The sequence below is a fragment of the Sodalinema gerasimenkoae IPPAS B-353 genome (assembly GCF_009846485.1).
Lineage (GTDB): Bacteria > Cyanobacteriota > Cyanobacteriia > Cyanobacteriales > Geitlerinemataceae > Sodalinema > Sodalinema gerasimenkoae.
In genome coordinates, this window is sequence record NZ_ML776472.1 from 895259 (window position 1) to 919449 (window position 24191).

A 24191-nucleotide genomic window follows, 5' to 3' on the forward strand; every position below is an offset into this window, starting at 1 on the left:
AGCCTCGGAATAGATGCGTTGGAGAGCTGAGTGACCCCAGCTAGGTCATTTACTCCTACTATAACGCCCCCAGAGAGCGGCTGAATCTTCCAATTCTCTATCCTTAAGTTTTGTTTTACGTTTAACCTTCCGTTTCACCTCAAGTTATTGAATCATTGACCTAACATCTATCCGAGTAGTTGTACAGAAACCGCCTCAGTTACCAACCCCAACTCCCCTGAATCCCTTTAAACGGCCCAACAATATCTTGAGTAATCCAACCGCCGTAAAAGTCACCGGGCTGCGCGTCAACTTTTTCATCCCGTATATAACAGGCATCCATCTGACTGGCGTAAAAGCTCACATAACCGGCGATCGCCGCGAACTCAGGAACAGGATTCGGGTAATACCAAGCCGCCTCTCGCGCCTGTTTATCTCCCACCTCAACACTGTAGTAGCGACAAGCCCCCTTCCACTCACAAAAGGTTTGGCGAGGGGAGGATTTTAAAACCTCCATCTGAATATCCTCTGGAGGAAAATAATAGACCGGAGGGTGGCTTGTTTCTAAGACTCGGTACGCCTTTTCTGTATCGGCGATTACCTCATCATTGAAAACAATCCAAAGGCGACCGGAAACCGGTTCCAAGCGAGGGGGACGGGGATAATCCCACACCGATTCTTGTCCGGGTTTAGGGTCAATCCGTTGCGGTCGATTCAACATGATACGGCCTCCTGACTTAGTTTTCCTTAGGGTAACCAGTCTTATCAAAAATCGCTAGGAGGGAGGAGTTCCCTAGGCGATCGCCGTCTTTCCGGCGAAATAATCCCGTAGTTGTTGTTCATGGTCATGACAGAGACGGTCATAGGGGATCTCCGAGGGGGCAAAGGCCTGCACCCCGAGAACTTCCTGAGTATCCTGGGGGTTAAACTCTCCCGTCACCTGCGCCGCCACCACAATCGAAATTGAGTGAATCCGGGGATCGCGATCGGGATGGGAATACACCCCCACCAAACGCCCCAACTGATGCAACTGTAACCCCGTCTCCTCATAGAGTTCCCGCCGCGCCGCCGTCGGAATATCCTCCCCCCAATCAATAATCCCCCCAGGAAGTCCCCAACGGCCCGTATCCCGCCGTTGAATCAACACCAATTTCCCCGCATTTTCCCCCTCTATCAATTCTGCCACTACCGTTGTTCCCGTAATCGGGTGACGAAAAATTATCCCCATCACCGTTTTCAAATATCGCCAAGCCTGCTGTCCCAACATAACCTTAATTATCCATCATCTAGTATTAATTACTGATTCTCCGCAAAAGCTGTTCCGTCCGCTGAACCCATTGCGGTTGTTGTTGAGCCTGATAGCGATCGCGGGCATATTCCAAGACCTCTCGGGCTTGTTGAAAGTTCCCCTGTTGCAGAAACACCAAACCCGCCCCATAATAGGCATTGGCATAGCCAGGATTCGCTTCCCGAGACGCACGAAATGCCGTCAGCGCCTCATCTAAATCTCCTTCCGACAGTAAAATAGCACCCAATTGATAGTGGGCTTCGGCATAATTTTCATTCAAGGAAATAGCTTGGCGCAATGCTGATTTTGCCCGGCGAATTTGACCCCGCTCAGTATAAATTAGAGCCAAATAGTAAGAAGGTTCAGGAGCATTATTCGTGTACCGTTGTGCTGAACGAAATGCCGAGAAAGCCTCATCCAAGTCCCCTTCTTGATAGTGTAAGAGACCCAAATTATAATGAGCGACCCCCAAACGAGAATCCAAGGCGATCGCCCGTTCCAAATACTGACGGGCCCGAGGCAGATTATTGGCCTCTAGGAGAACGGCCCCGAGATTACCATGAGCCAGAGCAAACCCCGAATCCGTCCGAACCGCCTGTAAAAACGCCTCCGCCGCCTCTTGTAGCTCTCCAGACTGACGCAACGCAAGCCCGAGATTATAGTACCCTGGAGAAAACTCCGGATCGAGTCGAACCGCCTCCCGGAAGGCGGCGATCGCCCCAGGAAGGTCATCCCGTTGCACCAACTGCAAACCCTGATTCAACGCCCGTTCTGCGGCAGAATCAAGAGGAGAGGATCGCATCTCCTGGGCAATCCCCGGCAACCCTCCCGGTGGCCAGCCTCCCGCCAGCCATCCCAGCAGAGCGATCGCCCCCAAAAGCGAAACCCCTCGTCGTCCCAATCGTCCCCACACCATCACAAAGCCTCCCCAAGCATCAGATCTGCCCTCAATTCTAGCCCCTACTCCCACCCTCTAAGGCAACCACAAGGGTATGCCCCTACGGGCAACCACAAGGGATTGCCCCTACGGGCGACCACAAGGGTACGCCCCTACGTCTTTTTCTGTTCCCTGTTCCCTGTTCCCTGTTCCCTCTTCCCCATGACCAGTCCCTTTGATCGCGCCATGATGCAGCGTTGTCTCACCCTTGCCCGTCGGGCCCAGGGACAAACGGCCCCCAACCCCATGGTGGGGGCCGTCATTGTGCAAGAGGGGGCCATCATTGGCGAAGGTTTCCATCCTGGGGCCGGGCAACCTCACGCCGAAGTCTTCGCCCTCGAACAAGCCGGCGATCGCGCCCAGGGGGCCACCATCTATGTCAGCCTTGAACCCTGCAATCACCACGGACGCACCCCGCCCTGTTCCGAAGCCCTAGTGAAAGCCCAAGTCAGCAAAGTCATCATCGGCACCGTCGACCCCAACCCCAAAGTTGGCGGCGGCGGAATCGCCCGTCTACAAGAGGCAGGCATCGAAGTCATTGTCGGCGTAGAAGAAGCCGACTGTCGCCGTCTCAACGAAGCCTTCTTCCACCGCATCACCGAGAAACGTCCCTTCGGCATCCTCAAATACGCTATGACCCTCGACGGCAAAATTGCCAGCCAAGGCGGCCATAGTGCCTGGGTCACCGGAACCGCCGCCCGACAACGGGTCCATCAACTTCGCGGTCACTGTGAAGCTGTCATCGTCGGGGGCAACACCGTTCGCAACGACAACCCCCATCTCACCTGTCATAACCACAGTCCCAAAAATCCCCTACGAGTCGTCATGAGTCGTCGCCTAGACCTCCCCCCGGATGCCCGACTCTGGGATGTTAGCGAAGCCCCCACCCTCGTCGCCACCGAGACCGGTACCAAGCCCGAATTTCAGAACCAATTACGCGATCGCGGGGTCGAAGTCCTGGCCTATCCCCACCTCACCCCTAGCGTCGTCATGGAGGATCTCTATCAACGGGGCATGATGACCGTTCTCTGGGAATGCGGAGGAGTGTTAGCAGCCCGGGCCCTATCCGAAGGCATGATTCAGAAAGTCATGGCTTTCATCGCCCCCAAACTCATCGGCGGCAATTCCGCCCCAACCCCCCTAGCTGATTTAGGCTTCAATCAGATGACCGATGCCCTCCCCCTCCAGAATTACCAATGGCATCCCATTGGTGAGGATTTGCTATTAGAGGGCTATCTTTGAAGGCAAGAGGCAATAGAAAAGACGTAGGGGCGTATCCTTGTGGTCGCCCGTAGGGGCAATCCCTTGTGGTTGCCCGAGGACACGGAGTTAGAGAGGTAGAGGAGGTAGAGGAGAAAAGTTTTTCGCCCCTATTGCCTCTTGCTAGCTTGCCCAGGGCGACCACAAGGGTACGCCCCTACCTTGTTTATGTTCCCTGTTCCCTATTCCCTATTCCCTACAAATCCAACGTCAATTGAACACAAGTATTGTCCTGCACCGTAACCGCAGAACCTGCAACGTCGGAGACTGTAACCTCCTGATCTCCCCGATTGGGAATCCGTTGATCCACAGCTAACCAGTTGCGGAAAATGAGGAGACGGTCATCATTGGGGACATCCAGACGATAAATCCGTAACACCTTCTTCTGGCGACGTTGACAGCGTAAACAGGTTAAGCCGTAGCCGATTTTGTCCAGGAACCGCCGTAGAATCACCATCGGGGTGGAGTTTTTCGCTAAGCCGATGCCGGTGGTTGTTTTGATATCTTGACGATACTTCAACGCTAACTCTGCCAGCTTTTGTAAGTCTGGATCATTATTCGAGAGTTCCCGTTCCGGGGTTTCCAGAAATTTGTGAATCCCTAAGAGGTGCATCGTTCCCACCGTGGCCCCGAGTTGGGAACGGTTGAAGTCCGGTTGAAAGATTTGACCTTGTCCTTGTTCAATCAACTGTTGGGCCACCTGGCGATCGCGCTGGGCCAGGAAGGGCCGCCCCACGGTGAGGTAGTAGTGAAGCCGCAGTTTTTGATAGGCCCCCTGGTCATCTTGTTGCACTAAGGCTTGCGTGACGGGGACTTTATAACGGCGGTGGAGTTCGTATTTACGCAGGGCCCGACGATCACCAGACCGTTTGACTAAGCGTTTCTTACAAGCCCGATACTCCGCTTCATTCAAGTCTGAAGCCTCGACAATGGCCAGACATTCACGATCATAGTTTTGTTGTTGCACCTCGGCGATGCGATCGTGCAGGGTGTCACAGGCGGATTTCGGGGCTTTGCTAGAGCGCGATCGCCGTTTGGCGGCGGCCACGGGACAGAGTCGGTGACCTTCGGCCTGTAGGGCCGCGACAATGGTACTGCGGTAATTGGCCATAGAGGCATTGAGGCGAACCCCCATTTTGGCCCAACAGCGTAGAGACTCGGCTTGGAAGCCCACATCAATATCATCAATCCCCTCAAAATCCGCTTGTTGCAACAGACGCACATTGAGTTGAGTTAGACGTTTACCGGAGGTCAACAACCCCGGAATCGACGTAGACCCATTTCCCACCTTATTAAAGCCATAGGGGGCGGCCCAGAGGTAGCGAGGAACCGCCTCCCGCACGCGGGCCATGGCTTGGCGGACGGTGTTGGCCGATTGGACTCCCTGGGCGATCGCCCACACGGAGGTAAACAGGCCCAGTTCGTCAATACTCACCCCTGTTTCCAGGGCCGGGGAAGCCAGGACAAGATCGTAATCCTTCAGACACTCGTTGAGATGACGGGTGCAATGATAGGCGGGATGTTTGGGATCTGCCACCGATTCGGCATCAATGCGGAGGATGCGATGTTCGGGAAATTTCTGGCGGAAATAGGCTTCGAGCGATCGCGTCCCCCAACGACTGGTGAGTTTTTGGGCTGAAAGACAGACGAACGGTTTACCGCCCTTCTCGATATAGGTTTCGAGGTCTTTCACGAAGCGTTTGGGGGTGCTGTCGCTGTAGTGATGAACCTCCCAGGATTCTTCACTACTAGGTTTCCAGGGATTGGAAATCAGAAAGGGTTGGGCATCCACAGCCGCTAGGGTACAGAGGTACTCTAGGGCCATATCACTCAAATCGGCATCGGCAACGAACACCTGCCCCTGATTACCTAGGGTATTTTCCATCAGCCGTTTGAGCGATCGCAACACCGCCACCCGTTGACTGCGACAGGTATCGGAATTTAAACCATGCCAGAGAACTTGTTCAACTTCATCGATAATCACCAGGGCATTCTGCCAATAGTCCGGGTCAAACTGGGCCTGAGAGTCCCCATGGAGGGAATCGATACAGAGTCCCATGCCCACCTCAGGACGTTGCGGCTGGGCCAGTTGACTGACATAGGGCAACTCAAAGCGGTGACAGAGGGCTTCAACGAGTTGCACCCGATGGCCTAAAACCAGGACTTTCTGATCTCGGGCTTTGGCGTGCTGAACCACTTGGGCCAGCAGTTGGGTTTTGCCCGTTCCCTTGGGGGAGTGAATGGCCACGAGGGGCTGATTCTCGGGAATCGGGATATCTCCGAGATAGCGACGGTTTAGTTCTTGGGCGGGGAGAACGGTTAGGGCGTTTAGGGATTGGGCTTTCCAGGTGTTGAGGGGTAAGGCCATCTCCACCGCTTGATGGAAAGCCTCGACTCCCTGGTTAGCGATGAAATCATCTACCCCTTTCCCGTGATCTGGGTTCCAAGTAACGATGTGTACCGGACAACCGGCTTGACTGAGAAGATAGCCAGTGCGGGCTAGGGCCGTATTGACGGCTTTAACGGTACTGGGTTTGCGATCGCGGTCAAAGACTAGGTACATGGGGCGATCGCCCTGACTAAGCCGTTGCAGTTGAGGAATCAGCCGGGATTTGCCCCGCCGCTGTCCCCATTGATCTCGTTCGACGCGATAGCCGCCGTTAATTCCCGGTAGGGCAATGGCGGCATAGCCGGCGCTGAGGAGGGTTCCGGCTTTTTTGGCTCCCTCAGTAATACAGAGAGGAATTTGGGGATGATCCAATAACCATTGCCAAAAGCCAAAGTCCGATTTCGCCTCATCGATGGCACGGTGGGAGAGGGGGACTCCAGCGCGATCGGCGATCGCCTGCCACAGGTGCAAAGGAACCCGCAGGGCGAAGACTCCGGTGGCGGTTTTGGGGGGATGTTCGTATTTGATGGGTTTCCCCTCCCCATTGAGGTTAAGACCCCCTTGAGGGCGAGGCTGGTTGGGTTTGAAGCAGCCCCAGAGGTCATCCTCTCCGGTCAGGAGGTTAATGCCCGAACACCACCAGCCCCCAGCTTCAATATGGCGGTAGCGTTCCAACGTCGGGCTAGAGAGACGACCATCATTACGCCGTGGCATCTCGTTGCCATAAAAGAGATAATCGTAAGGGCGGGTTCCATCTAAAGACAGCACGTTAAGACGGGTCAGCGCCTCATCAACTTGGCTGGCTGACCATTCGAGTAAGTGATTCACAGTTGTTGGGTTAAGTTCGAGCGTATGCGAGGAGTAGTGACTGTAGCATACGCTATATGTAGCGTGTCAACGGCTTGAATTTTTGACAAAACTCTGTATTTGGCGGAAGGCAGTAGGCAATAGGCAATAGGCAATAGGGGAAGAAAGGCAAGAAGAAGGCAATAGGCAATAGGCAAGCTTTCACCTTGACCTCCTCTACCTCCTCTACCTCTGTGTCCTCGGGCAGCCACGGTTCGGCTATCGCTCGCTGACCGCAAGGGCGTGCCCCTACGTGGTTCCCCTACTGCCTGCGGCCTAATGCCTACTGCCTACTGCCTGCTGCCTTCCCCCCCCTGTTCCCTTACAATTAATGCAGAGAACGCTACCTGGAGATGTTTTCAGGGAACTCCAGGGCGCACCTCTTGACAAATGCGTCAAATTGTAGTATGGAGTACGGATAACGTGATGCGAGTCGGCGATCGCCTACGTCAGTTCTGGCGGGCATTAACTCAAGACGAGAATGATGCCACCCAAGAAGCCTCATCCCAGGTGCGGCTGATGCAAACCACCCAGCAACTCAACAACTTGCTGCAACGGCATCAACTTCAGCCAGGAATCGATTATTGTATCAGCTTGCGATCGCGTCAAGTGCAAGTCTCGTTAGATAGCCCCCGGGCCCAGGAGATTGTGCGCACTCATCCTGAACTGCGATTACGGTTTGACGAGTTATTCGCCTGTCTTGGAGAGATGGACGGGCGAGCGGGTTATCCCTGTCGTCTAGAGAAGTCAGCGGCCTATCGGGCTAGTTGGAAGCGGGCTTCAGGCCGATAAAGCCCCCATCGTTAAGGGGGAACCCCTCACCGTCGAACAAGACGCAGTGGTTCCCCCATAGAGGTTAGCGATCGACCGATCCCATAATCACGTCGATGCTACCGAGAATGGCCACAATATCCGCCACTTTCGCCCCGCGCAGGATATGGGGCAGAATTTGCAGGTTATTGAAGTCAGCGGCGCGGATTTTGAACCGCCAGGGGAAGACATTGTTATTTCCCTTGATAAACACGCCGAGTTCCCCTTTCCCGGATTCGAGGCGCACATAATGTTCCCCTTCGGGAATTTTGAAGGTGGGGGGAATCCGTTTACCCATAAACTGATAGTCAAAGTCATTCCATTCTGACTTCGGACCTTCAGCCATGCGCCGGGCTTCGAGGTTCTCAAACGGACCGCCAGGAAGTTGTTTGAGGGCTTGACGAATCATTTTGACCGACTCGCGCATCTCACGAATCCGCACCAGATAGCGGGCGTAACAATCCCCTTCTGTTTCCCAGTGAATGTCCCAATCGAGTTCGTCGTAACATTCATAGGAATCGACTTTGCGCAAATCCCATTTGACCCCTGAGGCCCGTAGCATCGGCCCCGAGAGACCCCAGTTGATGGCTTCTTCGCGGCTAACCACACCAATTCCTTGAATCCGACGACGGAAGATGGGGTTATTGGTGATGAGTTTCTCGTACTCATCGACTTTGGGATCGAAGTAGTCGCAGAAGTCTTCGCATTTGTCCACCCAACCATAGGGGAGATCGGCGGCGACACCACCGATGCGGAAGTAGTTGTTATTAATCAGTCGCTGGCCGGTGGCGGCTTCCCAGAGGTCATAAATCAGTTCCCGTTCCCGGAAGATGTAGAAGAAGGGGGTTTGGGCGCCTACATCCGCCAGGAAGGGGCCAAGCCAGAGGAGGTGGTTGGCGATGCGGTTGAGTTCCAGCATAATCATGCGGATGTAGCTGGCCCGCTTGGGAACCTCGACCCCCGCCAGTTGTTCCGGGGCGTTGACGGTGATGGCTTCGTTGAACATCCCTGCGGCGTAATCCCAACGACTCACATAGGGGACGAACATCACGTTAGTCCGACTTTCGGCGATTTTCTCCATACCTCGGTGAAGATAGCCGATGACGGGTTCGCAGTCGATGACATCTTCCCCATCGAGGGTGACAATTAGACGCAGCACGCCGTGCATTGAGGGATGGTGCGGCCCCATATTGAGCACCATCGGTTCGGTTCGAGTTTCGAGGTTAGGCATAAGGTTAGGACGTATCAGGTTGGGTTTGTCTCAGCGAAAGCTGTTAGCCTTTAAGAGGCCGGTTGCGGGTCTTGACTGTCCCGTTTCGCTGTAGTTTTGATGTATCGTTTTGTTTCAACGTTGCCCTTATTATAGGGAACATGGGGGATTAGCTTGACTGAGATTGCACAAAATTCTACGGATTTGAATTCAACCCCGTTTCAGCATATTTCCGTGTTGGCCCGTGAGGTGCTGGAGTATCTTCAGGTTCGTCCGGGGGGCCGCTATCTGGATGCAACCCTGGGGGCTGGGGGCCATAGCCGCTTGATTTTAGAGGCGGCCCCGGACACTCAGGTGTTGGGGATCGATCGCGATGAGATGGCCCTGGAGACGGCGGGGCAGAATTTGGCGGAGTATGGCGATCGCGTCTCGTTTTGGCGGGGCAATTTTGCGGAGTTTCCCTATGATGAGCAGCAATTTGATGGCATACGATCGCGTCTCGTTTTGGCGGGGCAATTTTGCGGAGTTTCCCTATGATGAGCAGCAATTTGATGGCATGATTGCCGATTTGGGGGTGAGTTCGGGTCAGTTGGATATCCCGGAACGGGGGTTTAGTTTCCGTCAGGAGGCTCCCCTGGATATGCGTAAGTTCGGGTCAGTTGGATATCCCGGAACGGGGGTTTAGTTTCCGTCAGGAGGCTCCCCTGGATATGCGTATGGATTGCCGACAATCTCTGACGGCGGGGGAGTTGATTAACCACCATGATGAGCGGGAGTTGGCGGATATCTTTTATCACTATGGTGAGGAACGCCTCTCGCGTCGGATTGCTCGGGCGATCGTGCAACAGCGACCCTTTTCGACCACCACTGAGTTGGCGGGGGCGATCGCCGCTGCTGTGCCTCGTCGCTACCGCTATGGTCGCATTCACCCTGCACGATCGCGTCTCGTTTTGGCGGGGCAATTTTGCGGAGTTTCCCTATGATGAGCAGCAATTTGATGGCATCATTGCCGATTTGGGGGTCAGTTCGGGTCAGTTGGATATCCCGGAACGGGGGTTTAGTTTCCGTCAGGAGGCTCCCCTGGATATGCGTATTTGCCAAGTCTCAGTGCCATTGCGGTCGCTCTCGGTGAAATCTTGGGTTAGGATGACTAAGATGCGATCGCCCAACGGTGAAGAAATCAAGATTTACGCCGGACGGTTCCACAATATCGCTCACTATCCTAAAGTCACTGGATCACAGTAGTGTTTGCCGAGTTGCACTCGGCGTAATCCCTAACCTGTGATCACACCCTGTGAACTAGCCCACGAGTTGGAGATGGCATGAGTCGGGGAAAAGAAAAAAAACTCAAACTCCTCGTGGTTGACGACGAAACGGACAACCTCGATTTGCTCTATCGAACGTTTCGACGGGAGTTTCAAGTCTACAAAGCGGAAAGCGCACTGTCAGCCCTACAAGTCCTCGAAGACCGGGGCGAGATGGCGATTATCATCTCTGACCAGCGAATGCCAGAGATGAATGGGACGGAATTTCTCAGTAAAACCGTTGACCGCTATCCAGATACCATTCGCATCCTGTTAACGGGATACACCGATGTTGAAGACCTCGTCGAAGCCATTAACTCCGGTCAGGTCTTCAAATACATCACCAAGCCTTGGAACCCTGAAGAACTCAAAGCGGTTGTCCAGCAAGCCTCGGAAACCTACAAGGTCGTTAAACAGCGAACCAATGAACTCAATCGTATTCTGCGGCGCGAGTCGCTGCTGAATGCGATTATGACAGCGGTACGGGAATCTCTCGATTATGAGAGTATGCTCGGTACCATTGTCGAAACCGTTGGACGCAACTTTGATGCCTCGGGAACTAAACTCTATCCCGTTGACGGCGATAAACTCCGCAGTTCTGGGGCCGTATCCTACAGTTTGGAGGACTCTGATGAGTTAGCGGCCTCCCCCTATGACGAGAACCTCGTCCAGTCGGTGTTCCAGGGCCGTCAAAGTGAATTAGTCCAAGATGATGAATCGAGCACCTCTCATCTAGCGGTTCCCCTGATTTATCAACAAAATTTACTGGCTATCCTGGCGCTCTATCAGACGGGAAGTGAAACCCCTTGGTCTGATGAAGATGTACGGCTGATTGAATTGGTGGCGGAACAGGCGGCCCTGGCCTTGTCTCAAGCCCGACTCTACCAACGCACTCAGGAACAAGCTGAGAAAATGCTGGCTGAGTTGGATGTGGCGCGACAAATCCAGTCCAATCTGTTGCGTCAGAGCCTCCCCGAATCGGAAACGGAGAAGGTGCAAGCCTGCTGTTATCCGGCCCGAGGCGTGGGGGGTGACTTTTTTGAGGTGTATCCACATCCTCAAGGGGACTTATGGTTAGCCCTGGGGGATGTTTCTGGGAAAGGCGTTCCAGCGGCCTTGTTTATGGCCAGTGCGATGTCCGTCATGCGTCGAGAACTGGCCCAAGACAATCCCCCACCACCGGATGAGATGATGCAAAATCTCAACCGCAGTCTGTCGGATGACTTAATCAGCAATAACTGCTTCATCACGATGGTTCTGGCTCGGTATACGCCGGGCACCCGTCGGTTGGTGTATGCCAATGCTGGACATATTTATCCCCTGATTTGGCCCCATCGCACGACGGTTCAAGAGGTTCAGCAAGGTCAACCGGTGACCGCAGAGCCGAATTTCTTGAAAACCCGAGGGATTCCCCTGGGGATTCTTCCCGTCTGGAAAGCTAAAGCTGGGGATGTCACTTTGGCATCAGGGGATGTATTCCTACTCACCAGTGATGGGATTACCGAGGCCAGTGTCACCCAAGTGGATGAGACGGGCCAGGAGACAACGGTGATGTTGCAACAAGAGGGCCTTTGGGATCTCTTGCAACAGGAAGGGTCTCCGATGGATTTATCCCATCTCCTTGATCGTGTTCGAGGGAATACCCAAGAGCAAGAAGACGACCAAACGATACTCTCTCTGGAGGTTCTGTAATTTCATGAAGACGGAGCTACATGTTCCTAGCGAACTACGGTTTTTGAATATCGTTGAGAACTGGCTACTGGGCTGTCTCGAAATGGATCTCGGTGAGAGTGTCGATTGGGCCCGACAGTCCAATCGCCTACGGCTAGTTCTGGCTGAGGCATTCTCGAATGTGGTTCGCCATGCTCACCGCGATCGCCCTCATTTGCCGGTTTGGGTTCGTCTGGAACTCAAAGACAGTGATATTTGCTTGGAGGTTTGGGATTATGGTCGTGGCTATAACCTCAATGAGTATATGGCCCCAACCCCTGAAGCGATGCAGGAGGGGGGCTATGGTTGGCTGATTATGAATCGCCTGATGGACCACGTGGAATACACGTTACAGGTGGATATGGAAGGACGTAATTGTCTGAAGCTCGAAGCCAATCTCGTGGAAAAGTCGGAAACCTCTAAGACCAAAGCCTAAATGCCTCAGTCCCTAGGTCTTTCTCCTAGGGATCACGGCTGGGATTACTGCCCAAATTCTAATCGGGCCTGTTCGACGTACTCGACGGTGACGGCCTCGGATTCTGCATTTCGGGCCAGTTCTTCGATACGCTTGCGGGCCTGCGATCGCACGAAATAAGGAATATTTTTCAGTTTGGCAGTGGCTTCGGGAGTCCACTGGAGTTCATCGGCGAAATCAAAGTTAGACATAGAGGTTTAGGGCGTTGCTGTGTTGCTATTTTATAGGAGGGGATAGGGAACAGGGAACAGGGAATAGGGGAGAGAAGGCAGTAGGCAGTAGGCAGTAGGGGGAGAAGAGGGCAAGGGGCAAAATCTGGGTTGGCCTCTGGCGCGATCGCCCAGGCTTAGATAAAGTAAAGTAATATGAAGATTATTAGTCTGACGTTAAGATTTAGCTAAATCCCCCCTGTCATCTTCGATCAGCCAACCCCTCGTAGCCACCATGCCAAACCTCAAACGCACCCTCGGATTTATTCTTGCCACCTGCGTTGCCTGTATGACTTGGGCGGTGTCCCCAGCCTACGCCTTCGATAACCCGGAACTGTTGCCGGATGTCGAAACCCCCATTATCGACCTCGCTGACACCCTCACCAGCGTCCAGGAAGAACAACTTATAGCCAGCCTCGACCAACTCGAAGCCGAAACTGGCTATAAACTGCGGGTACTCACCCAGTTCGATCGCACTCCCGGACGAGCTGTTAAAGAATTCTGGCACCTCGACGATAAAAGCGTTCTCCTCATTGCCGATTCCCGAGGCGGTAATCTGCTGGGCTTCAACGTCGGTGATGCCGTCTATAACCTGATGCCACGAACCTTCTGGATTGAACTACAAACGCGCTACGGCAATCAATTCTTTGTCCGGGATAATGGCGAAGATCAATCGATTCTGCAATCCCTAGAATCCGTTGAAACCTGTCTGCGTCGGGGTGGCTGCCAGGTGGTTCCGGGACTCCCCCGTGAACAATGGATTCTCACCCTCATCACCTCAGCCTTAGGCGGCATTGTCTGCGGCTTTGCCGCTCAGCCTCGGGATGGCAAAATGTTTGCTTGGCAATGGGCCTTAATCTTCTCACCCCTGTGGGGCATTCTCTTTATCGCTTTCGGAATTGGCCCTGTTGTCACTCGCACCTCGGACTGGCTACCCCTAGCTCGTAACATCCTCGCCTTCGCCATTGGTGCTTTGGCCGCCTACCTCACTCCGATTATCAATCACTCCGCTTCGGATGCGACCTAATAAACCTGGTAAGGTGGATGGGAATCACTGACCCGGTTTTACAACCCCTATGGAGTGGCATTCAACAGAAGCTCAAGGCCTGAGCATTGTCGATCGCGAGTTTGGTCCGTCTGAACTTTCCCCGGCTGAGTATCATATTGTCCGCCAAGTCGTATATGAAACAGCAGATTTCGAGTACAAAACCCTGATCCGCTTTTCGGAAACGGCTCTTCAGGAAGGGGCCGCAGCCCTGGCGGCCCGGACGACTTTGGTGGTGGATGTTCCCATGGTTCAAGTGGGAATTACGGCCAACATTATGGAAACCTTCGCCAATCCTGTCTATTGCAGCATGGATGCTCTGACTCGTCCTCAGAAGGAGAAGACCAAAGCCGCTTGGGGCATTGAAACCTTGGCTCGTCGCTATCCAGAAGGAATTTTTGTCGTGGGACAGTCCCAGACAGCATTGATGTCTCTGGTGGAACTGATTGAGTCAGAAGCCATCCGTCCGGCGTTGGTGGTTAGCACTCCGACTGGGTTTAATGAGATTGATTTCCTCAAGGAACGTCTCAATGATTCCCGGATTCCTCATATTCGCAGTGCCGGACGCAAGGGATCGGCGGTGGTGGCGGTGGCAATTCTCAATAGTTTGGTGGATTTGGCTTGGCAAGCCTATGGCATCGTGGATAGTTAAGGGGTTACAAAAATTGGGGAGCTGGTGGAAATTTCCCGTACTAAGGTTCGGTTCGTGCTACAGACGTAAGACCGGATTACCGATAGGCTGGGGGTAATGGTATGGAGAGTGTGACAGTTTTGCTCACGGCCATACCAGTTCCCGACGACACAATAGAAAGGAGTTGTCGTGCTGCTATCTTGCCCATTGACCTTAAGCCAATTACTTGCCCAACAGGATCATCTCGCCGCGATCGCCGCTTCGGAGGGGGATGGCCCTGATGTGGATCATCAATGGCGTGCTGCGGTAGCGGCTCTGAATCAGCTACTGCGATCGCCCTCCCCGGCCGAGTCCCCGGTGGCGGGCCTGATGATTTGCGCCCCAACCCCAGTCCTCAGTGATGGGGTATCTGGGGAGGAGTTCAAAACCTGGATGATTAACTCCCCTGGGGGCGATCGCCTTGGCCAATCTCAGGCTTGTCTCCCTGGGGCCTCGTCTCAAGCTTCGACAACGACAACAGCCGCTCGGGGGCTATCTCTGACGGCAGATGATCCCTTAACTCAGGAGCAATTTGCCTTAATCCTGACGGCTGAGTTGAGTTTGGTCATGGTGCGAGGTTGGGGGGACCGAGGAGAACCCCTGTTTCAATATTCCTTTGAGCCGGAGGTGGTGACAGCAGCATGGCAACTCTTGCGCGATCGCCTTCAGGGCCCTGAAGCCATCGCTGAGATTGAACGACAGTGGCAGCAGTATCCCCCCGTCGAGCCTCACTACAAGACGGTGATGCAGTTTGGGCAAACGTTATTTTATACCGCCACCACTCACCGTAACGGTTCGGGGGCAACCTCTAGCACGGCAAAGTGGGCTTCATTCCGGACAAATTTCCGAGTGGATCTGCCCTCGAAAGCGGTGTTTGAGACTCCCTTTAACCCCCCGCCTTCAGAAGCCCCGGATGTGGAGTTATTGCGGGCCATGGCCCATGAAGTGCGGACTCCCTTGAGTACCATTCGCACCCTAACGAAGCTAATTTTAAAACGACAGGATGTTCCCCAAGGGGTTCGCCCCTGGTTGGAACAGATTGATCGTGAATGTAGCGAGCAGATTGGCCGGTTTGAACTGATTTTCAAAGCCGTTGAGTTGGAAACCGGAGAGCGATCGCGATCTCCGATGCACCTGACGGCCACCTCCCTCGCCGATGTGGTGGATAGCTGTATTCCCCGTTGGCAAAAGCAAGCCAGTCGTCGCAGTTTGAAGTTAGAGGTGTTACTCCCCCAACAAATGCCCCAAGTGGTGAGCGATCCGAATTTACTCGATCGGGTCTTAACCGGGGCGATCGACCATTTTACCTGTCGCCTACCGGTGGGGAGCAACATCCAAGTCAAGGTGATGCCCGCCGGACATCAGTTAAAACTGCAACTCAAAGCGAATTCAGACTCTAAACACACTACGAACTTACACACGGCCCCCTCCTTTAAATCCATTGGACAACTACTCAACGTTCAACCGGAGACGGGAAATATCAGCCTCAATCTCTCGGCCACCAAGAGTCTCTTTCAGGCCTTAGGGGGGAAACTAATCGTCCGCCATCGTCCCCAACAGGGCGAAGTTCTGACGATTTTTCTGCCCTTAAATTGAATTGAGGGGGATCGGGTTCAGATTTAGGATGTTGAGCGAGGCGGGGGAATCTCAGGAGCGCGATCGCCCCCTAAACTGGGATATCCCTGTTGTTGCAGTTCTTCGACAAAATCAGTGTCTTTATAGTGAGGTTCCTGATTCCCCGATTCCTCACTAGGGGTCGCCTGTTGTTGGCGGCGTTGTTGTTTAAGCTTCGCTTTGCGTCCCATATTTAACCATCCTCCGGGTTCTCGTCGACCGCCTAGGGCGACCACAAGGGTACGCCCCTACGTTATTTCTCCCCTCCTGGGAGGGGCAGGGGTGGGTTATGCCTACTACCTACTGCCTACCGCCTAATTCCCAAAATACTCCGGCTCTTGCCCAGGTGTCCATTTAATATTGCAGCCGATACTGGGTTTTTGCTCAGGGGAGATGGGTTTCCCCGCCAGCGCCTGTTCAATGGCGGCACGTAAATCCTTACCATTGAGCGGTTTATCGTTCCCAGGGCGACTATCATCGAGTTGACCCCGATAGACGAGTTTGCGATCGCCGTCGAAGAGGAAGAAGTCTGGGGTGCAGGCAGCAGTATAGGCTTTGGCGACAGCTTGAGTTTCGTCGTAACAGACGGGGAAGTTAAACCCTAGGGTTTGGGCCATGCGTTTGAGATGTTCTGGGGCATCGGCGGGATGGGTTGAGATATCGTTAGCACTGATGGCCACAACCCCTAATCCTTGTTCAGCATAATCGTGACCGATTTTAGCCAGTTCCCCTTGCACATGTTTGACGAAGGGACAATGCTCACAGAGGAAAATCACCAAGAGGGCTTTCTTGCCCTTAAAGGAGTCCAGGGTGATGGTTTCCCCGGAAACAGTGTCCGGGAGAGTGAATGGCGGGGCGGGGGTTCCCAAATCGAGCATCGTCGAGGGGGTGCGTACCATAGTCAAAAACTCCTCAATCGCTAGTGGTTTCTAGGGTCAATGCTTTCTAGCTTAGGGAATTTTTCGCAATTCTGGCAAACCTGACGAGAACCTTGACCATTCTGGCTGGCGCTCATCGGCGGAGGGCTGCACCGCTTTTTTGGGGTCACGTCTGTTTGATTTAGTGATATTTAGTGATATTTAGATTCCTGGGTATTTTTTAAAAAATTTTACCTATTTTTGACACTACTTTTGTGTTTTTGTCAAGGGTGCAACGTTACATTAATAACATTTATAATAAGATTATAAAATTTAAAGAAGTATCAATAAAAAACAAGCAATTCCCCCAAACTTAGTAATTTATTTTACAGTGAGGACAGGCCTGGGCTACGTCTCCCACGAGGTTCAACAACACGTCATGCAGATACCAAAACGCCTTGGGATTTTGACCAGCGGCGGTGACTGTCCTGGACTCAATGCCGCTATCAGAGCGGTTGTCAGCCATGCCACTCTCAGCTACGGCTGGGAAGTGTTGGGGATTCCCTATGCCACCGAAGGACTCCTAGAACGTAAAGCCGTTGCCCTGAATGTCCACGGGCTAGATATGCGCGGAATTGACCCAATGTTAAGTACAGGCGGAACCATTCTCGGGTCAATCAATCGGGGGCCAACAGAAGCTCATGCGGCGGACATTATTGCTGGTTATCATGCCCTGGAACTAGATGCTTTAATTAGTATTGGGGGCGATGGAAGTTTGGCGATTTTGTCCCAGCTCGCTCGTCAGGGAAATTGGAACCTAGTTGGCATTCCCAAAACGATTGACAATGATGTGGCCTTAACAGAATCGTCTATTGGCTTTGATACGGCAGTGAATACCTTGGTGGATGCCCTTCATAAACTCAGTTATACCGCCGCCAGTCACGATCGCGTGATGGTTCTCGAAACCATGGGCCGTACAGCGGGACATCTCGCCTTACAGGGTGGCATTGCTGGGGGGGCAGATGTGATTCTGATGCCGGAAATTCCCTACAGTATTGAGGGGGTTTGTCGGCAAATTAGTGAGTTGCGCGATCGCTGGGGTCATAAGTTTGCCATTGTCTTAGTGGCAGAGGGCGCGAAAACTTTGTCTGGGGAGTCTCGGGAATATCGAGATGCTCAAGGGGAAGTGCGCCTCCGGGGAATTGGTGAATATGTCACCGATGAGATTTGTCGCCAGACCAATAATGGTATTGAGGCTCGCGTTAGTGTTCTTGGTCATGTGCAGCGGGGTGGGATTCCTTCCGCCTTTGACCGGGTTCTGGCCTCGGTATTGGGGAAAGGGGCTGTGGATTTGGTGGCTCAGGAACAGTTTGGTCGCATGGTGGTTTGGCAAAATGGCAGCGTGCGATCAGTGTCCCTCGATGAAGTTTGCGCGCGTAGTCCCCGTTTAGTGAGTCCGGAGGGGGATTTGGTGCAAACGGCCCAGGCCCTGGGAATTTATGTGGGTGAGTTGGATGTACCGGCCCAGGTGAGCACACAAGACCTATTGGCACATTAGGGATGCTGGGGTTTGGGGGGTATCGCGTCGGGGTACAATGGAGGACGGTTGTTTTTTAAAATGACACTGAGGTGAGCTGTCTGCTTCAGACCAACTCATCGCCATTATCAATACTTTCACTTGTACATTCAACGCCGACGCGAAACCTATAAACTCGCATGACTGTAACTGCCGACGCTACTCCGATTGTCTCCACTCAGCCCCGTCGCCGTGCCGTGTTTCCCTTTACGGCGATTGTGGGACAAGAGGAAATGAAACTTGCTCTCTTACTCAATGTCATTGACCCTAAAGTGGGTGGGGTGATGATTATGGGCGATCGCGGAACCGGAAAATCCACCACAATTCGGGCGTTGGCGGACTTACTCCCGGAAATGGAGGTTGTCGCCGATGATCCTTTTAGTAGTGACCCTCATAATCCTGAATTGATGAGTGATGAGGTGCGCGATCGCCTCGGACGGGGGGAAACACTCCCAGTGGCTAAGAAAAAGGTCACGATGATTGACTTACCCCTCGGGGCGACGGAAGACCGCGTTTGCGGAACTATTGATATCGAAAAAGCCCTCTCGGAAGGGGTAAAAGCCTTTGAACCGGGACTGCTAGCCAAAGCCAATCGGGGCATCCTCTATGTGGATGAGGTGAACCTCCTCGATGACCATTTGGTGGATGTGCTGCTTGACTCGGCGGCGTCGGGTTGGAATACCGTCGAACGGGAAGGGATTTCTATTCGCCACCCCGCCAGTTTTGTACTGGTTGGGTCCGGGAACCCCGAGGAAGGGGAATTACGACCCCAGTTGTTAGACCGGTTTGGGATGCACGCCGAGATTCGCACCGTGCGCGATCCTGAGTTGCGGGTGAAAATTGTCGAAGAGCGATCGCAGTTCGATCGCAACCCCCAAGATTACCTGCATCACTATCAGCAGACTCAAGAGGAATTGCAAGAACGGTTGCTTCAGGCCCAAAGCCTCTTACCATCCGTTGAGATTAGCCATGAGTTGCGGGTGCAGATTTCCCAAGTCTGTGCTGAACTGGACGTGGATGGATTGCGGGGAGATATTGTCACCAACCGAGCCGCTAAAGCCTTAGCCGCCTTTGAGGGGCGTACAGAGGTCACCCTGGATGATGTTCGCCGCATTATTACCCTCTGTCTGCGTCACCGCTTACGGAAAGATCCCATGGAAACCATTGATTCTGGGACGAAAGTGCAAAAGGTGTTTTCTGAGGTGTTTGGTGTTCCTCTGGATGAGAACTAGGAGCATTAGATCTCAATGACAGCCGCTAACCCACGTATATTGGGACTCGATCCGGGGTTGGCGCGTTTGGGGTTTGGGGCGATCGTAGTTGAAGATGGCGATCGCCCCAAACCCCTTGATTTTGGCATTATCCAGACTCCCGCCAAACAACCCATTGGCGATCGCCTCCAGACCATTTATGAGGATTTACATGCTCTGTGTGAGCAGTTTTCTCCGCAACTGGTGGTGGTTGAGAAGCTTTTTTTTTATCGCATGAGTAATCTGATTTCGGTGGCTCAGGCCCGAGGGGTGATTCTTTTGGTTTTAGCTCAGCATCAATTGCCCTTAATTGAACTGACACCGGGACAAGTGAAACAGTCGTTAACTGGGTATGGGAATGCCTCAAAATTGGAGGTGCAGGAGGCGGTGGCTCGGGAATTAGATCTCGATGAAATTCCTAAACCTGATGATGCGGCCGATGCTCTGGCAGTGGCGATCGCCGGTAGCCTCTTTGCCAATGATGAGGTTTAAAAACCGGTTGTCCGACTCTGAGATTGAGGTGATTTGAGCAAGTATGGGCTGTAGGGAATTGACCCTAGCCATAAAAATTAACCCGTGAATTGGCAGGAACTTGGGAACCTAAGGCATCATAAAGACATAGGAAAGAAGGAGTCTATGAATGCCCGAAGCTCCACCCGTGAGGCTCAGCGGTTAAAGGCGGTTCAGCGTTATCAGATTTTGGACAGTCCCCCAGATGGGGCTTTTGACCGAATCACAGCGATCGCTGCGCGGTTATTTCAGGTCCCCATTGCCCTCGTGACCATTGTCGATCGCGATCGCATTTGGTTTAAATCACGACAGGGGGTGACTCTGTCTGAAATTAGCCGAGAACCAGGACTCTGCGCCTCCGCTATCTTACAAGATGAGGTCTATGACGTTCGCGACGCCCTCACCGACCCTCGCGCCCTCAATAATTCCTTGGTGCGAGGACAGTTTGGGCTGCGATTTTATGCCGCCGCGCCCTTAAGGACTGAAGACGGGTACCACCTGGGAACCCTCTGTGTTATTGATAGAAAGCCGCGCCAGATCACCCCAGACGAACGGCAAACCCTCCAAGATCTCGCCGCAATTGTCATGGAGGAGATGGAACTGCGCCTCGCGGCCCGTAACCTGGTGGAGACCAGTGAAAGCCAACGGCAAGCCATTGACCATTTCTATCATCATGCTCCCTGTGGCTATCACTCCCTAGGTCCTGACGGCATTTTCATCGAAATCAATAATACCGAACTCCATTGGCTCGGCTATGAGCGTAGCGACATCATTGGCAAGCTGCGGTTTTCGGATCTATTAACCGCCGAGAGTCAAACCACCTTTGCCATAAACTTCCCTCAATTCAAGGAACGGGGACGAGTGGATGACCTGGAATTTGAGCTGATTCGGGCTGATGGCTCCCGCTTCTGGGTCCTGATTAACGCCATCGCCGAATATGACGAGCAGGGCCACTATCTCAAAAGTCGATCCACGATGCATAACATCAACGATCGCAAACAGGCCGAGATTGCCCTACGCCAACTCAACCAATGTTTAGAAACTAAAGTTGACCTACGGACTGCTCAACTCTCTCAACGTAATGCCGAGCTAGAAGCGAGTAACCAGGCCCTACACCTGAGTGAATCGCGCTTTCATAATGCCTTTGACTATGCCAGTATCGGCATGGCGATCGTCAGCCTAGAAGGTCGTTGGCTAGAGGTAAACCCAGCCTTATGTCAGCTTACCGGCTATACGGCCCGTGAGCTATTATCCATGGATTTTCAAGCCATGACTCACCCTGACGATTTACAGCGAGATTTAGAGCAAGTTCAAAGGCTTCTGCGGGGGGAGATTCACTACTACCATCTCGAAAAACGCTATCGCCACAAACAGGGTCATTGGATTTGGATTTTGCTCAGTGGGTCTTTAGTTCGAGACTTAGAACAAACCCCCTTATATTTTGTCTCGCAGATTCAAGATATTGATGAACGCAAGCAGGCGACATTGGCGCTGGAAAAGAGTCAGGCCAGTTTGCTCGAAGCCCAAGCCATTGGTCATATCGGCAGTTGGGAGTACGAGCCTCAGCACAACCGGATTACCTGGTCTGCCGAAAAATTTCGCATTCTCGGGCGAGATCCTGACCTGGGAGAACCCAGCTTTGAGGAGTTGCTGCAAGTCCATCACCCTGATGATGGCGAAAAACTCCGCCAGGCGGTGCATCAGACCCTAACAACTGGTCAGCCCTATCGACTGCGTCTTAAATTTAGGCGCTGCGATGGCAGTACGGGCTATCTTGAGGACCGTGGTGAGAGCGAGTGTGATGCGAGCGGTCAGGTAATTCGTCTGTTTGGCATCACCCAAGATATTACAGAACGGGTACAGGCTGAACAGGATCTGCGGGAGATGAGTACCGCCTTAGCTCATGCTATTGAGGGGATTTCTCGCGTAGATAGCAGGGGATATTATCAGCAGGTGAATCAGGCCTACGCCGCCATGGCTGGCTATCGCCCCGAGGAATTAATAGGACACCATTGGAGTCAGACCGTTCACCCTGATGATTGGCCGCGAGTGAGCCAACTCTATGAGGAGATGCTGGAGAAAGACACCGTGCATCTGGAGGCTCGGGGTATCCGCAAAGATGGTTCGGTGTTTTACAAACAGTTATGTCTGGTGGTTGCCTATGACGACCAACAGCAACGCCAGGGTCACTATTGTTTTATGAAAGATATTAGCGAACGGGCCGAGTTGGAAGCTGAACGTGAACAGGCGCAACTTGCCCTGCAACAAGAACTCGATCGCCTATCTAAGGTCGTCGAGACGCAGCAAGAGGTGACGTTGGTGAATCCCCATCTCGGCAAGGTCATGGCCATTATTGCGGCACGGGCCCAAGAGTTAACCCAGGGAGATGGCGCAGCGGTGGAGTTACTTGAAAGCCAGGAACTGGTCTCTTATGCTCGCAGTGGTTTGGCCCAGGACCATCCGGGCTGGCGATTGCCTCTAAACCAAAGCCTATCTGGGGAATGTTTAAAGGCAAGTCGGGTTTTGTACTGTGTGAATAGCCATGTTGACCCCAGGATCAGCCGTCCCTTGTTTAAGTCTATGGGAGTTCAATCGATGGTGGTTGCCCCCTTAACCTATCAAGGGGGAGAGGTGGGCATCCTCAAAGTCTTTTCCCAAGACATTGATGCCTTTACGGAGTCAGATTTGCAAACTCTGCAATTGATGGCGGGGCTACTGACCGCGAGTTTGCACTTGGCTAAAGAATTTGAGGTCAAAACGGCGCTCTTACAAGATCTACGGGAAAGTGAGGAACGCTATCGCTCTGTGGTTTCTGCCTTATCAGAAGGGATTGCCGTGATCCAAGCTGATGGCAAAATTTTGACCTGTAATGCCAGTGCTGTTGAGATCCTCGGCTTGTCCAAGAGAGAACTCATTGGCTGCAAGCTAACAGACCTCAAGCGCACCATTATTCGTGAGGACGGCTCCCCCTGTCCCATCCAAGACTATCCGGTTTTGGTGACGCTACGTACCGGCAAGCCAATGAGTAAGCAAACCTTGGGAATTGTTAAGGATGACCAAACGACTTGGATTTCTGTGAATACGCAGCCGTTATATCAGTCCTGTGTTGGACGAATTGAGGCGGTCGTGGCTTCGTTTACGGATATTACGGAGATTCGACGATCTGAGGTGGCGGCTCTACGGCGACAGGCCCAGCAGGAACGACTCCTGAGTGATATTGCTCAACGAATTCGTCAGACCCTAAATTTGGATGTGATTTTGAAGACGGCGGTGACGGAGGTACAGCAGTTTTTACACACGAACTGGGTGATGGTCTATCGGTTGGAGGCGGATGGTTCTGGGGTAGTCGTTGCAGAAGCGATGACTCCGGGGTTATCCCCCCTGTTGGGGACACGGATTGAGGAGATGCTGGATCCCAATCAGGGGGAAGATTATCAGGAAGGGATGGTTAGAGCCTGTGGCGATATTGAGGTGGAGGGACTGATACCAGGTCCCCTAGATAAACTGACCCAGGCGAGGGCGAGGGTAATTGTGCCGATTTTTCAAGGGACAGGACTTTGGGGCCTGTTGCTGGCCTACGATACTGGGCAACCTCGCTCCTGGGAGGCGGCAGAACTTGAGGTTTTGACGCGACTGACGACCCAGATTGCGATCGCCATTCAGCAGTCTCAACTGTACCAACATATTCAAACGGCGAATCAGCAGTTGGCCCATTTGGCCACTCATGATGGTCTGACGCAATTGGCCAACCGTCGTAGTTTTGATACCTATCTGGCGAAGGAATGGGCTTGTTTGGTACGGCAACAGGCGCCGCTGAGCCTAATTCTCTGTGATATTGACTATTTCAAGTCCTATAACGATACCTATGGCCATCCGGCAGGCGATCGCTGTTTACAAGAGGTGGCGGCTGTTTTGCAAGAGGTGGTGAAACGTCCGGCGGATTTGTTGGCTCGCTATGGGGGAGAAGAGTTTGTCATTGTCTTGCCGGTGACGGATGCGTGTGGGGCCGAGGCGATCGCCGTCCAGATTCAAGAGATGTTAGCACAACGGAATATCTTGCATGGGGAATCGCCTCTGGGTGAGCGGGTTACCCTCAGCTTGGGGGTGGCGACGGTGATTCCCACTTTGGGGCGATCGCCCCAGTTTCTCATCGATCGCGCCGATGCGGCACTCTATGCGGCCAAACATCACGGCCGCAATCAGTATCAGATATTCCTGGATGAGTGAAACCTGAACCCAGCAGGATGACCTG

23 protein-coding genes are annotated in these 24191 nt (G+C 53.1%); 15 read left to right on the top strand and 8 right to left on the bottom strand.

Annotated elements, in window-relative coordinates; translation table 11 throughout:
- Positions 1-199 precede the first annotated feature (199 nt).
- From L855_RS03945 to L855_RS03955, 3 genes are all read right to left on the bottom strand, one after another.
- On the bottom strand, positions 200-700 hold the full coding sequence (locus L855_RS03945) for a DUF427 domain-containing protein (protein WP_192924990.1): 501 nt from the start codon (positions 698-700) through the stop codon (positions 200-202).
- A 72-nt stretch (positions 701-772) separates the two neighbouring features.
- A complete protein-coding gene (locus L855_RS03950) occupies positions 773-1246 on the bottom strand; it encodes an NUDIX domain-containing protein (protein WP_192924991.1) in 474 nt (157 codons plus the stop codon).
- Between the two features lie 25 nt (positions 1247-1271).
- Positions 1272-2183 carry a tetratricopeptide repeat protein gene (locus L855_RS03955; protein ID WP_159784437.1) on the bottom strand — a complete coding sequence of 304 codons (912 nt, stop codon included), beginning with the start codon at positions 2181-2183 and terminating at the stop codon, positions 1272-1274.
- Between the two features lie 183 nt (positions 2184-2366).
- Between L855_RS03955 and ribD the strand changes: the two genes are divergently transcribed.
- The gene (ribD, locus tag L855_RS03960) at positions 2367-3446 is read left to right on the top strand and encodes a bifunctional diaminohydroxyphosphoribosylaminopyrimidine deaminase/5-amino-6-(5-phosphoribosylamino)uracil reductase RibD (RefSeq protein WP_159784440.1); all 1080 of its coding nucleotides are present in this window, start codon (positions 2367-2369) and stop codon (positions 3444-3446) included.
- 214 nt (positions 3447-3660) lie between these two features.
- On the opposite strand, the gene L855_RS03965 is transcribed toward ribD, so the two are convergent.
- Complete coding sequence (locus L855_RS03965; protein WP_159784443.1) at positions 3661-6681, bottom strand: plasmid replication protein, CyRepA1 family; 3021 nt, start codon at positions 6679-6681, stop codon at positions 3661-3663.
- Positions 6682-7089: 408 nt separating this feature from the next.
- Between L855_RS03965 and L855_RS03970 the strand changes: the two genes are divergently transcribed.
- Entirely contained in the window at positions 7090-7491 is a 402-nt protein-coding gene (locus L855_RS03970; RefSeq protein ID WP_159784446.1) for a hypothetical protein, read from the top strand.
- Between the two features lie 64 nt (positions 7492-7555).
- Here the strand turns inward: L855_RS03970 and L855_RS03975 are convergent, their stop codons facing one another.
- Positions 7556-8740, bottom strand: coding sequence for an NAD(P)H-quinone oxidoreductase subunit H (locus L855_RS03975; RefSeq protein WP_159784449.1), 1185 nt, complete (start codon positions 8738-8740; stop codon positions 7556-7558).
- Positions 8741-8923: 183 nt separating this feature from the next.
- Here L855_RS03975 and mraW (L855_RS22695) point away from each other — a divergent pair, with 183 nt between their 5' ends.
- From mraW (L855_RS22695) to L855_RS04000, 6 genes are all read left to right on the top strand, one after another.
- Positions 8924-9256: a 16S rRNA (cytosine(1402)-N(4))-methyltransferase gene (gene mraW / locus L855_RS22695; protein ID WP_425500551.1), complete on the top strand. Its 333-nt coding sequence runs from the start codon at positions 8924-8926 to the stop codon at positions 9254-9256.
- A complete protein-coding gene (gene mraW / locus L855_RS22700; RefSeq protein WP_425500552.1) occupies positions 9201-9404 on the top strand; it encodes a 16S rRNA (cytosine(1402)-N(4))-methyltransferase in 204 nt (67 codons plus the stop codon). Before mraW (L855_RS22695) ends, mraW (L855_RS22700) begins: the two co-directional genes overlap by 56 nt.
- A complete protein-coding gene (gene mraW, locus L855_RS22705; RefSeq protein WP_425500553.1) occupies positions 9379-9702 on the top strand; it encodes a 16S rRNA (cytosine(1402)-N(4))-methyltransferase in 324 nt (107 codons plus the stop codon). Before mraW (L855_RS22700) ends, mraW (L855_RS22705) begins: the two co-directional genes overlap by 26 nt.
- Positions 9635-9964 carry a 16S rRNA (cytosine(1402)-N(4))-methyltransferase gene (gene mraW / locus L855_RS22710; RefSeq protein ID WP_159784452.1) on the top strand — a complete coding sequence of 110 codons (330 nt, stop codon included), beginning with the start codon at positions 9635-9637 and terminating at the stop codon, positions 9962-9964. The genes mraW (L855_RS22705) and mraW (L855_RS22710) overlap by 68 nt, the downstream gene beginning before the upstream one ends.
- A 77-nt stretch (positions 9965-10041) precedes the next feature.
- Positions 10042-11715: a SpoIIE family protein phosphatase gene (locus L855_RS03995; protein ID WP_159784455.1), complete on the top strand. Its 1674-nt coding sequence runs from the start codon at positions 10042-10044 to the stop codon at positions 11713-11715.
- Between the two features lie 4 nt (positions 11716-11719).
- Positions 11720-12169, top strand: coding sequence for an ATP-binding protein (locus L855_RS04000; protein ID WP_159784460.1), 450 nt, complete (start codon positions 11720-11722; stop codon positions 12167-12169).
- Positions 12170-12213: 44 nt separating this feature from the next.
- Here the strand turns inward: L855_RS04000 and L855_RS04005 are convergent, their stop codons facing one another.
- Positions 12214-12399: a PCP reductase family protein gene (locus tag L855_RS04005; RefSeq protein WP_159784463.1), complete on the bottom strand. Its 186-nt coding sequence runs from the start codon at positions 12397-12399 to the stop codon at positions 12214-12216.
- 253 nt (positions 12400-12652) lie between these two features.
- Between L855_RS04005 and L855_RS04010 the strand changes: the two genes are divergently transcribed.
- The 3 genes from L855_RS04010 (at position 12653) to L855_RS04020 (ending at position 15728) form a co-directional block, all read left to right on the top strand.
- Positions 12653-13444 carry a TPM domain-containing protein gene (locus tag L855_RS04010; protein WP_159784466.1) on the top strand — a complete coding sequence of 264 codons (792 nt, stop codon included), beginning with the start codon at positions 12653-12655 and terminating at the stop codon, positions 13442-13444.
- Positions 13445-13493: 49 nt separating this feature from the next.
- A complete protein-coding gene (locus L855_RS04015) occupies positions 13494-14114 on the top strand; it encodes a precorrin-8X methylmutase (RefSeq protein ID WP_159784469.1) in 621 nt (206 codons plus the stop codon).
- Positions 14115-14282: 168 nt separating this feature from the next.
- On the top strand, positions 14283-15728 hold the full coding sequence (locus L855_RS04020; protein WP_219729861.1) for a sensor histidine kinase: 1446 nt from the start codon (positions 14283-14285) through the stop codon (positions 15726-15728).
- 23 nt (positions 15729-15751) lie between these two features.
- Here the strand turns inward: L855_RS04020 and L855_RS04025 are convergent, their stop codons facing one another.
- Together L855_RS04025 and L855_RS04030 are read right to left on the bottom strand one after the other, a co-directional pair.
- Complete coding sequence (locus L855_RS04025; protein ID WP_159784475.1) at positions 15752-15937, bottom strand: hypothetical protein; 186 nt, start codon at positions 15935-15937, stop codon at positions 15752-15754.
- Between the two features lie 123 nt (positions 15938-16060).
- Positions 16061-16645 (bottom strand): thioredoxin family protein, encoded by a 585-nt coding sequence (locus L855_RS04030; protein WP_159784478.1) that lies wholly within the window; start codon positions 16643-16645, stop codon positions 16061-16063.
- 397 nt (positions 16646-17042) lie between these two features.
- On the opposite strand from L855_RS04030, the gene L855_RS04035 reads away from it, so the two are divergent.
- From L855_RS04035 to L855_RS04050, 4 genes are all read left to right on the top strand, one after another.
- Entirely contained in the window at positions 17043-18161 is a 1119-nt protein-coding gene (locus tag L855_RS04035; protein WP_159784481.1) for an ATP-dependent 6-phosphofructokinase, read from the top strand.
- A 158-nt stretch (positions 18162-18319) separates the two neighbouring features.
- Positions 18320-19411, top strand: coding sequence for a magnesium chelatase ATPase subunit I (bchI, locus tag L855_RS04040; protein WP_159784484.1), 1092 nt, complete (start codon positions 18320-18322; stop codon positions 19409-19411).
- A gap of 15 nt (positions 19412-19426) precedes the next feature.
- Entirely contained in the window at positions 19427-19921 is a 495-nt protein-coding gene (gene ruvC / locus L855_RS04045) for a crossover junction endodeoxyribonuclease RuvC (RefSeq protein WP_159784487.1), read from the top strand.
- Between the two features lie 144 nt (positions 19922-20065).
- Positions 20066-24166, top strand: coding sequence for a PAS domain S-box protein (locus tag L855_RS04050; protein WP_159784490.1), 4101 nt, complete (start codon positions 20066-20068; stop codon positions 24164-24166).
- Positions 24167-24191 lie beyond the last annotated feature (25 nt).

What these genes read in the sequence shown, in the direction of transcription:
- L855_RS04050 (WP_159784490.1), top strand. Translation starts at nt 20,066, where the DNA reads ATGAATGCCCGAAGCTCCACCCGTGAGGCTCAGCGGTTAAAGGCGGTT.
- L855_RS03950 (WP_192924991.1), bottom strand. Translation starts at nt 1,246, where the DNA reads ATGTTGGGACAGCAGGCTTGGCGATATTTGAAAACGGTGATGGGGATA.
- L855_RS03975 (WP_159784449.1), bottom strand. Translation starts at nt 8,740, where the DNA reads ATGCCTAACCTCGAAACTCGAACCGAACCGATGGTGCTCAATATGGGG.
- L855_RS04000 (WP_159784460.1), top strand. Translation starts at nt 11,720, where the DNA reads ATGAAGACGGAGCTACATGTTCCTAGCGAACTACGGTTTTTGAATATC.
- L855_RS03945 (WP_192924990.1), bottom strand. Translation starts at nt 700, where the DNA reads ATGTTGAATCGACCGCAACGGATTGACCCTAAACCCGGACAAGAATCG.
- L855_RS04030 (WP_159784478.1), bottom strand. Translation starts at nt 16,645, where the DNA reads ATGGTACGCACCCCCTCGACGATGCTCGATTTGGGAACCCCCGCCCCG.
- L855_RS04015 (WP_159784469.1), top strand. Translation starts at nt 13,494, where the DNA reads ATGGAGTGGCATTCAACAGAAGCTCAAGGCCTGAGCATTGTCGATCGC.
- ruvC (WP_159784487.1), top strand. Translation starts at nt 19,427, where the DNA reads ATGACAGCCGCTAACCCACGTATATTGGGACTCGATCCGGGGTTGGCG.
- ribD (WP_159784440.1), top strand. Translation starts at nt 2,367, where the DNA reads ATGACCAGTCCCTTTGATCGCGCCATGATGCAGCGTTGTCTCACCCTT.
- bchI (WP_159784484.1), top strand. Translation starts at nt 18,320, where the DNA reads ATGACTGTAACTGCCGACGCTACTCCGATTGTCTCCACTCAGCCCCGT.
- mraW (WP_159784452.1), top strand. Translation starts at nt 9,635, where the DNA reads ATGGTCGCATTCACCCTGCACGATCGCGTCTCGTTTTGGCGGGGCAAT.
- L855_RS03970 (WP_159784446.1), top strand. Translation starts at nt 7,090, where the DNA reads ATGCGTCAAATTGTAGTATGGAGTACGGATAACGTGATGCGAGTCGGC.
- L855_RS04025 (WP_159784475.1), bottom strand. Translation starts at nt 15,937, where the DNA reads ATGGGACGCAAAGCGAAGCTTAAACAACAACGCCGCCAACAACAGGCG.
- L855_RS03955 (WP_159784437.1), bottom strand. Translation starts at nt 2,183, where the DNA reads ATGGTGTGGGGACGATTGGGACGACGAGGGGTTTCGCTTTTGGGGGCG.
- L855_RS04010 (WP_159784466.1), top strand. Translation starts at nt 12,653, where the DNA reads ATGCCAAACCTCAAACGCACCCTCGGATTTATTCTTGCCACCTGCGTT.
- L855_RS03995 (WP_159784455.1), top strand. Translation starts at nt 10,042, where the DNA reads ATGAGTCGGGGAAAAGAAAAAAAACTCAAACTCCTCGTGGTTGACGAC.
- mraW (WP_425500552.1), top strand. Translation starts at nt 9,201, where the DNA reads ATGGCATACGATCGCGTCTCGTTTTGGCGGGGCAATTTTGCGGAGTTT.
- L855_RS04005 (WP_159784463.1), bottom strand. Translation starts at nt 12,399, where the DNA reads ATGTCTAACTTTGATTTCGCCGATGAACTCCAGTGGACTCCCGAAGCC.
- L855_RS04035 (WP_159784481.1), top strand. Translation starts at nt 17,043, where the DNA reads ATGCAGATACCAAAACGCCTTGGGATTTTGACCAGCGGCGGTGACTGT.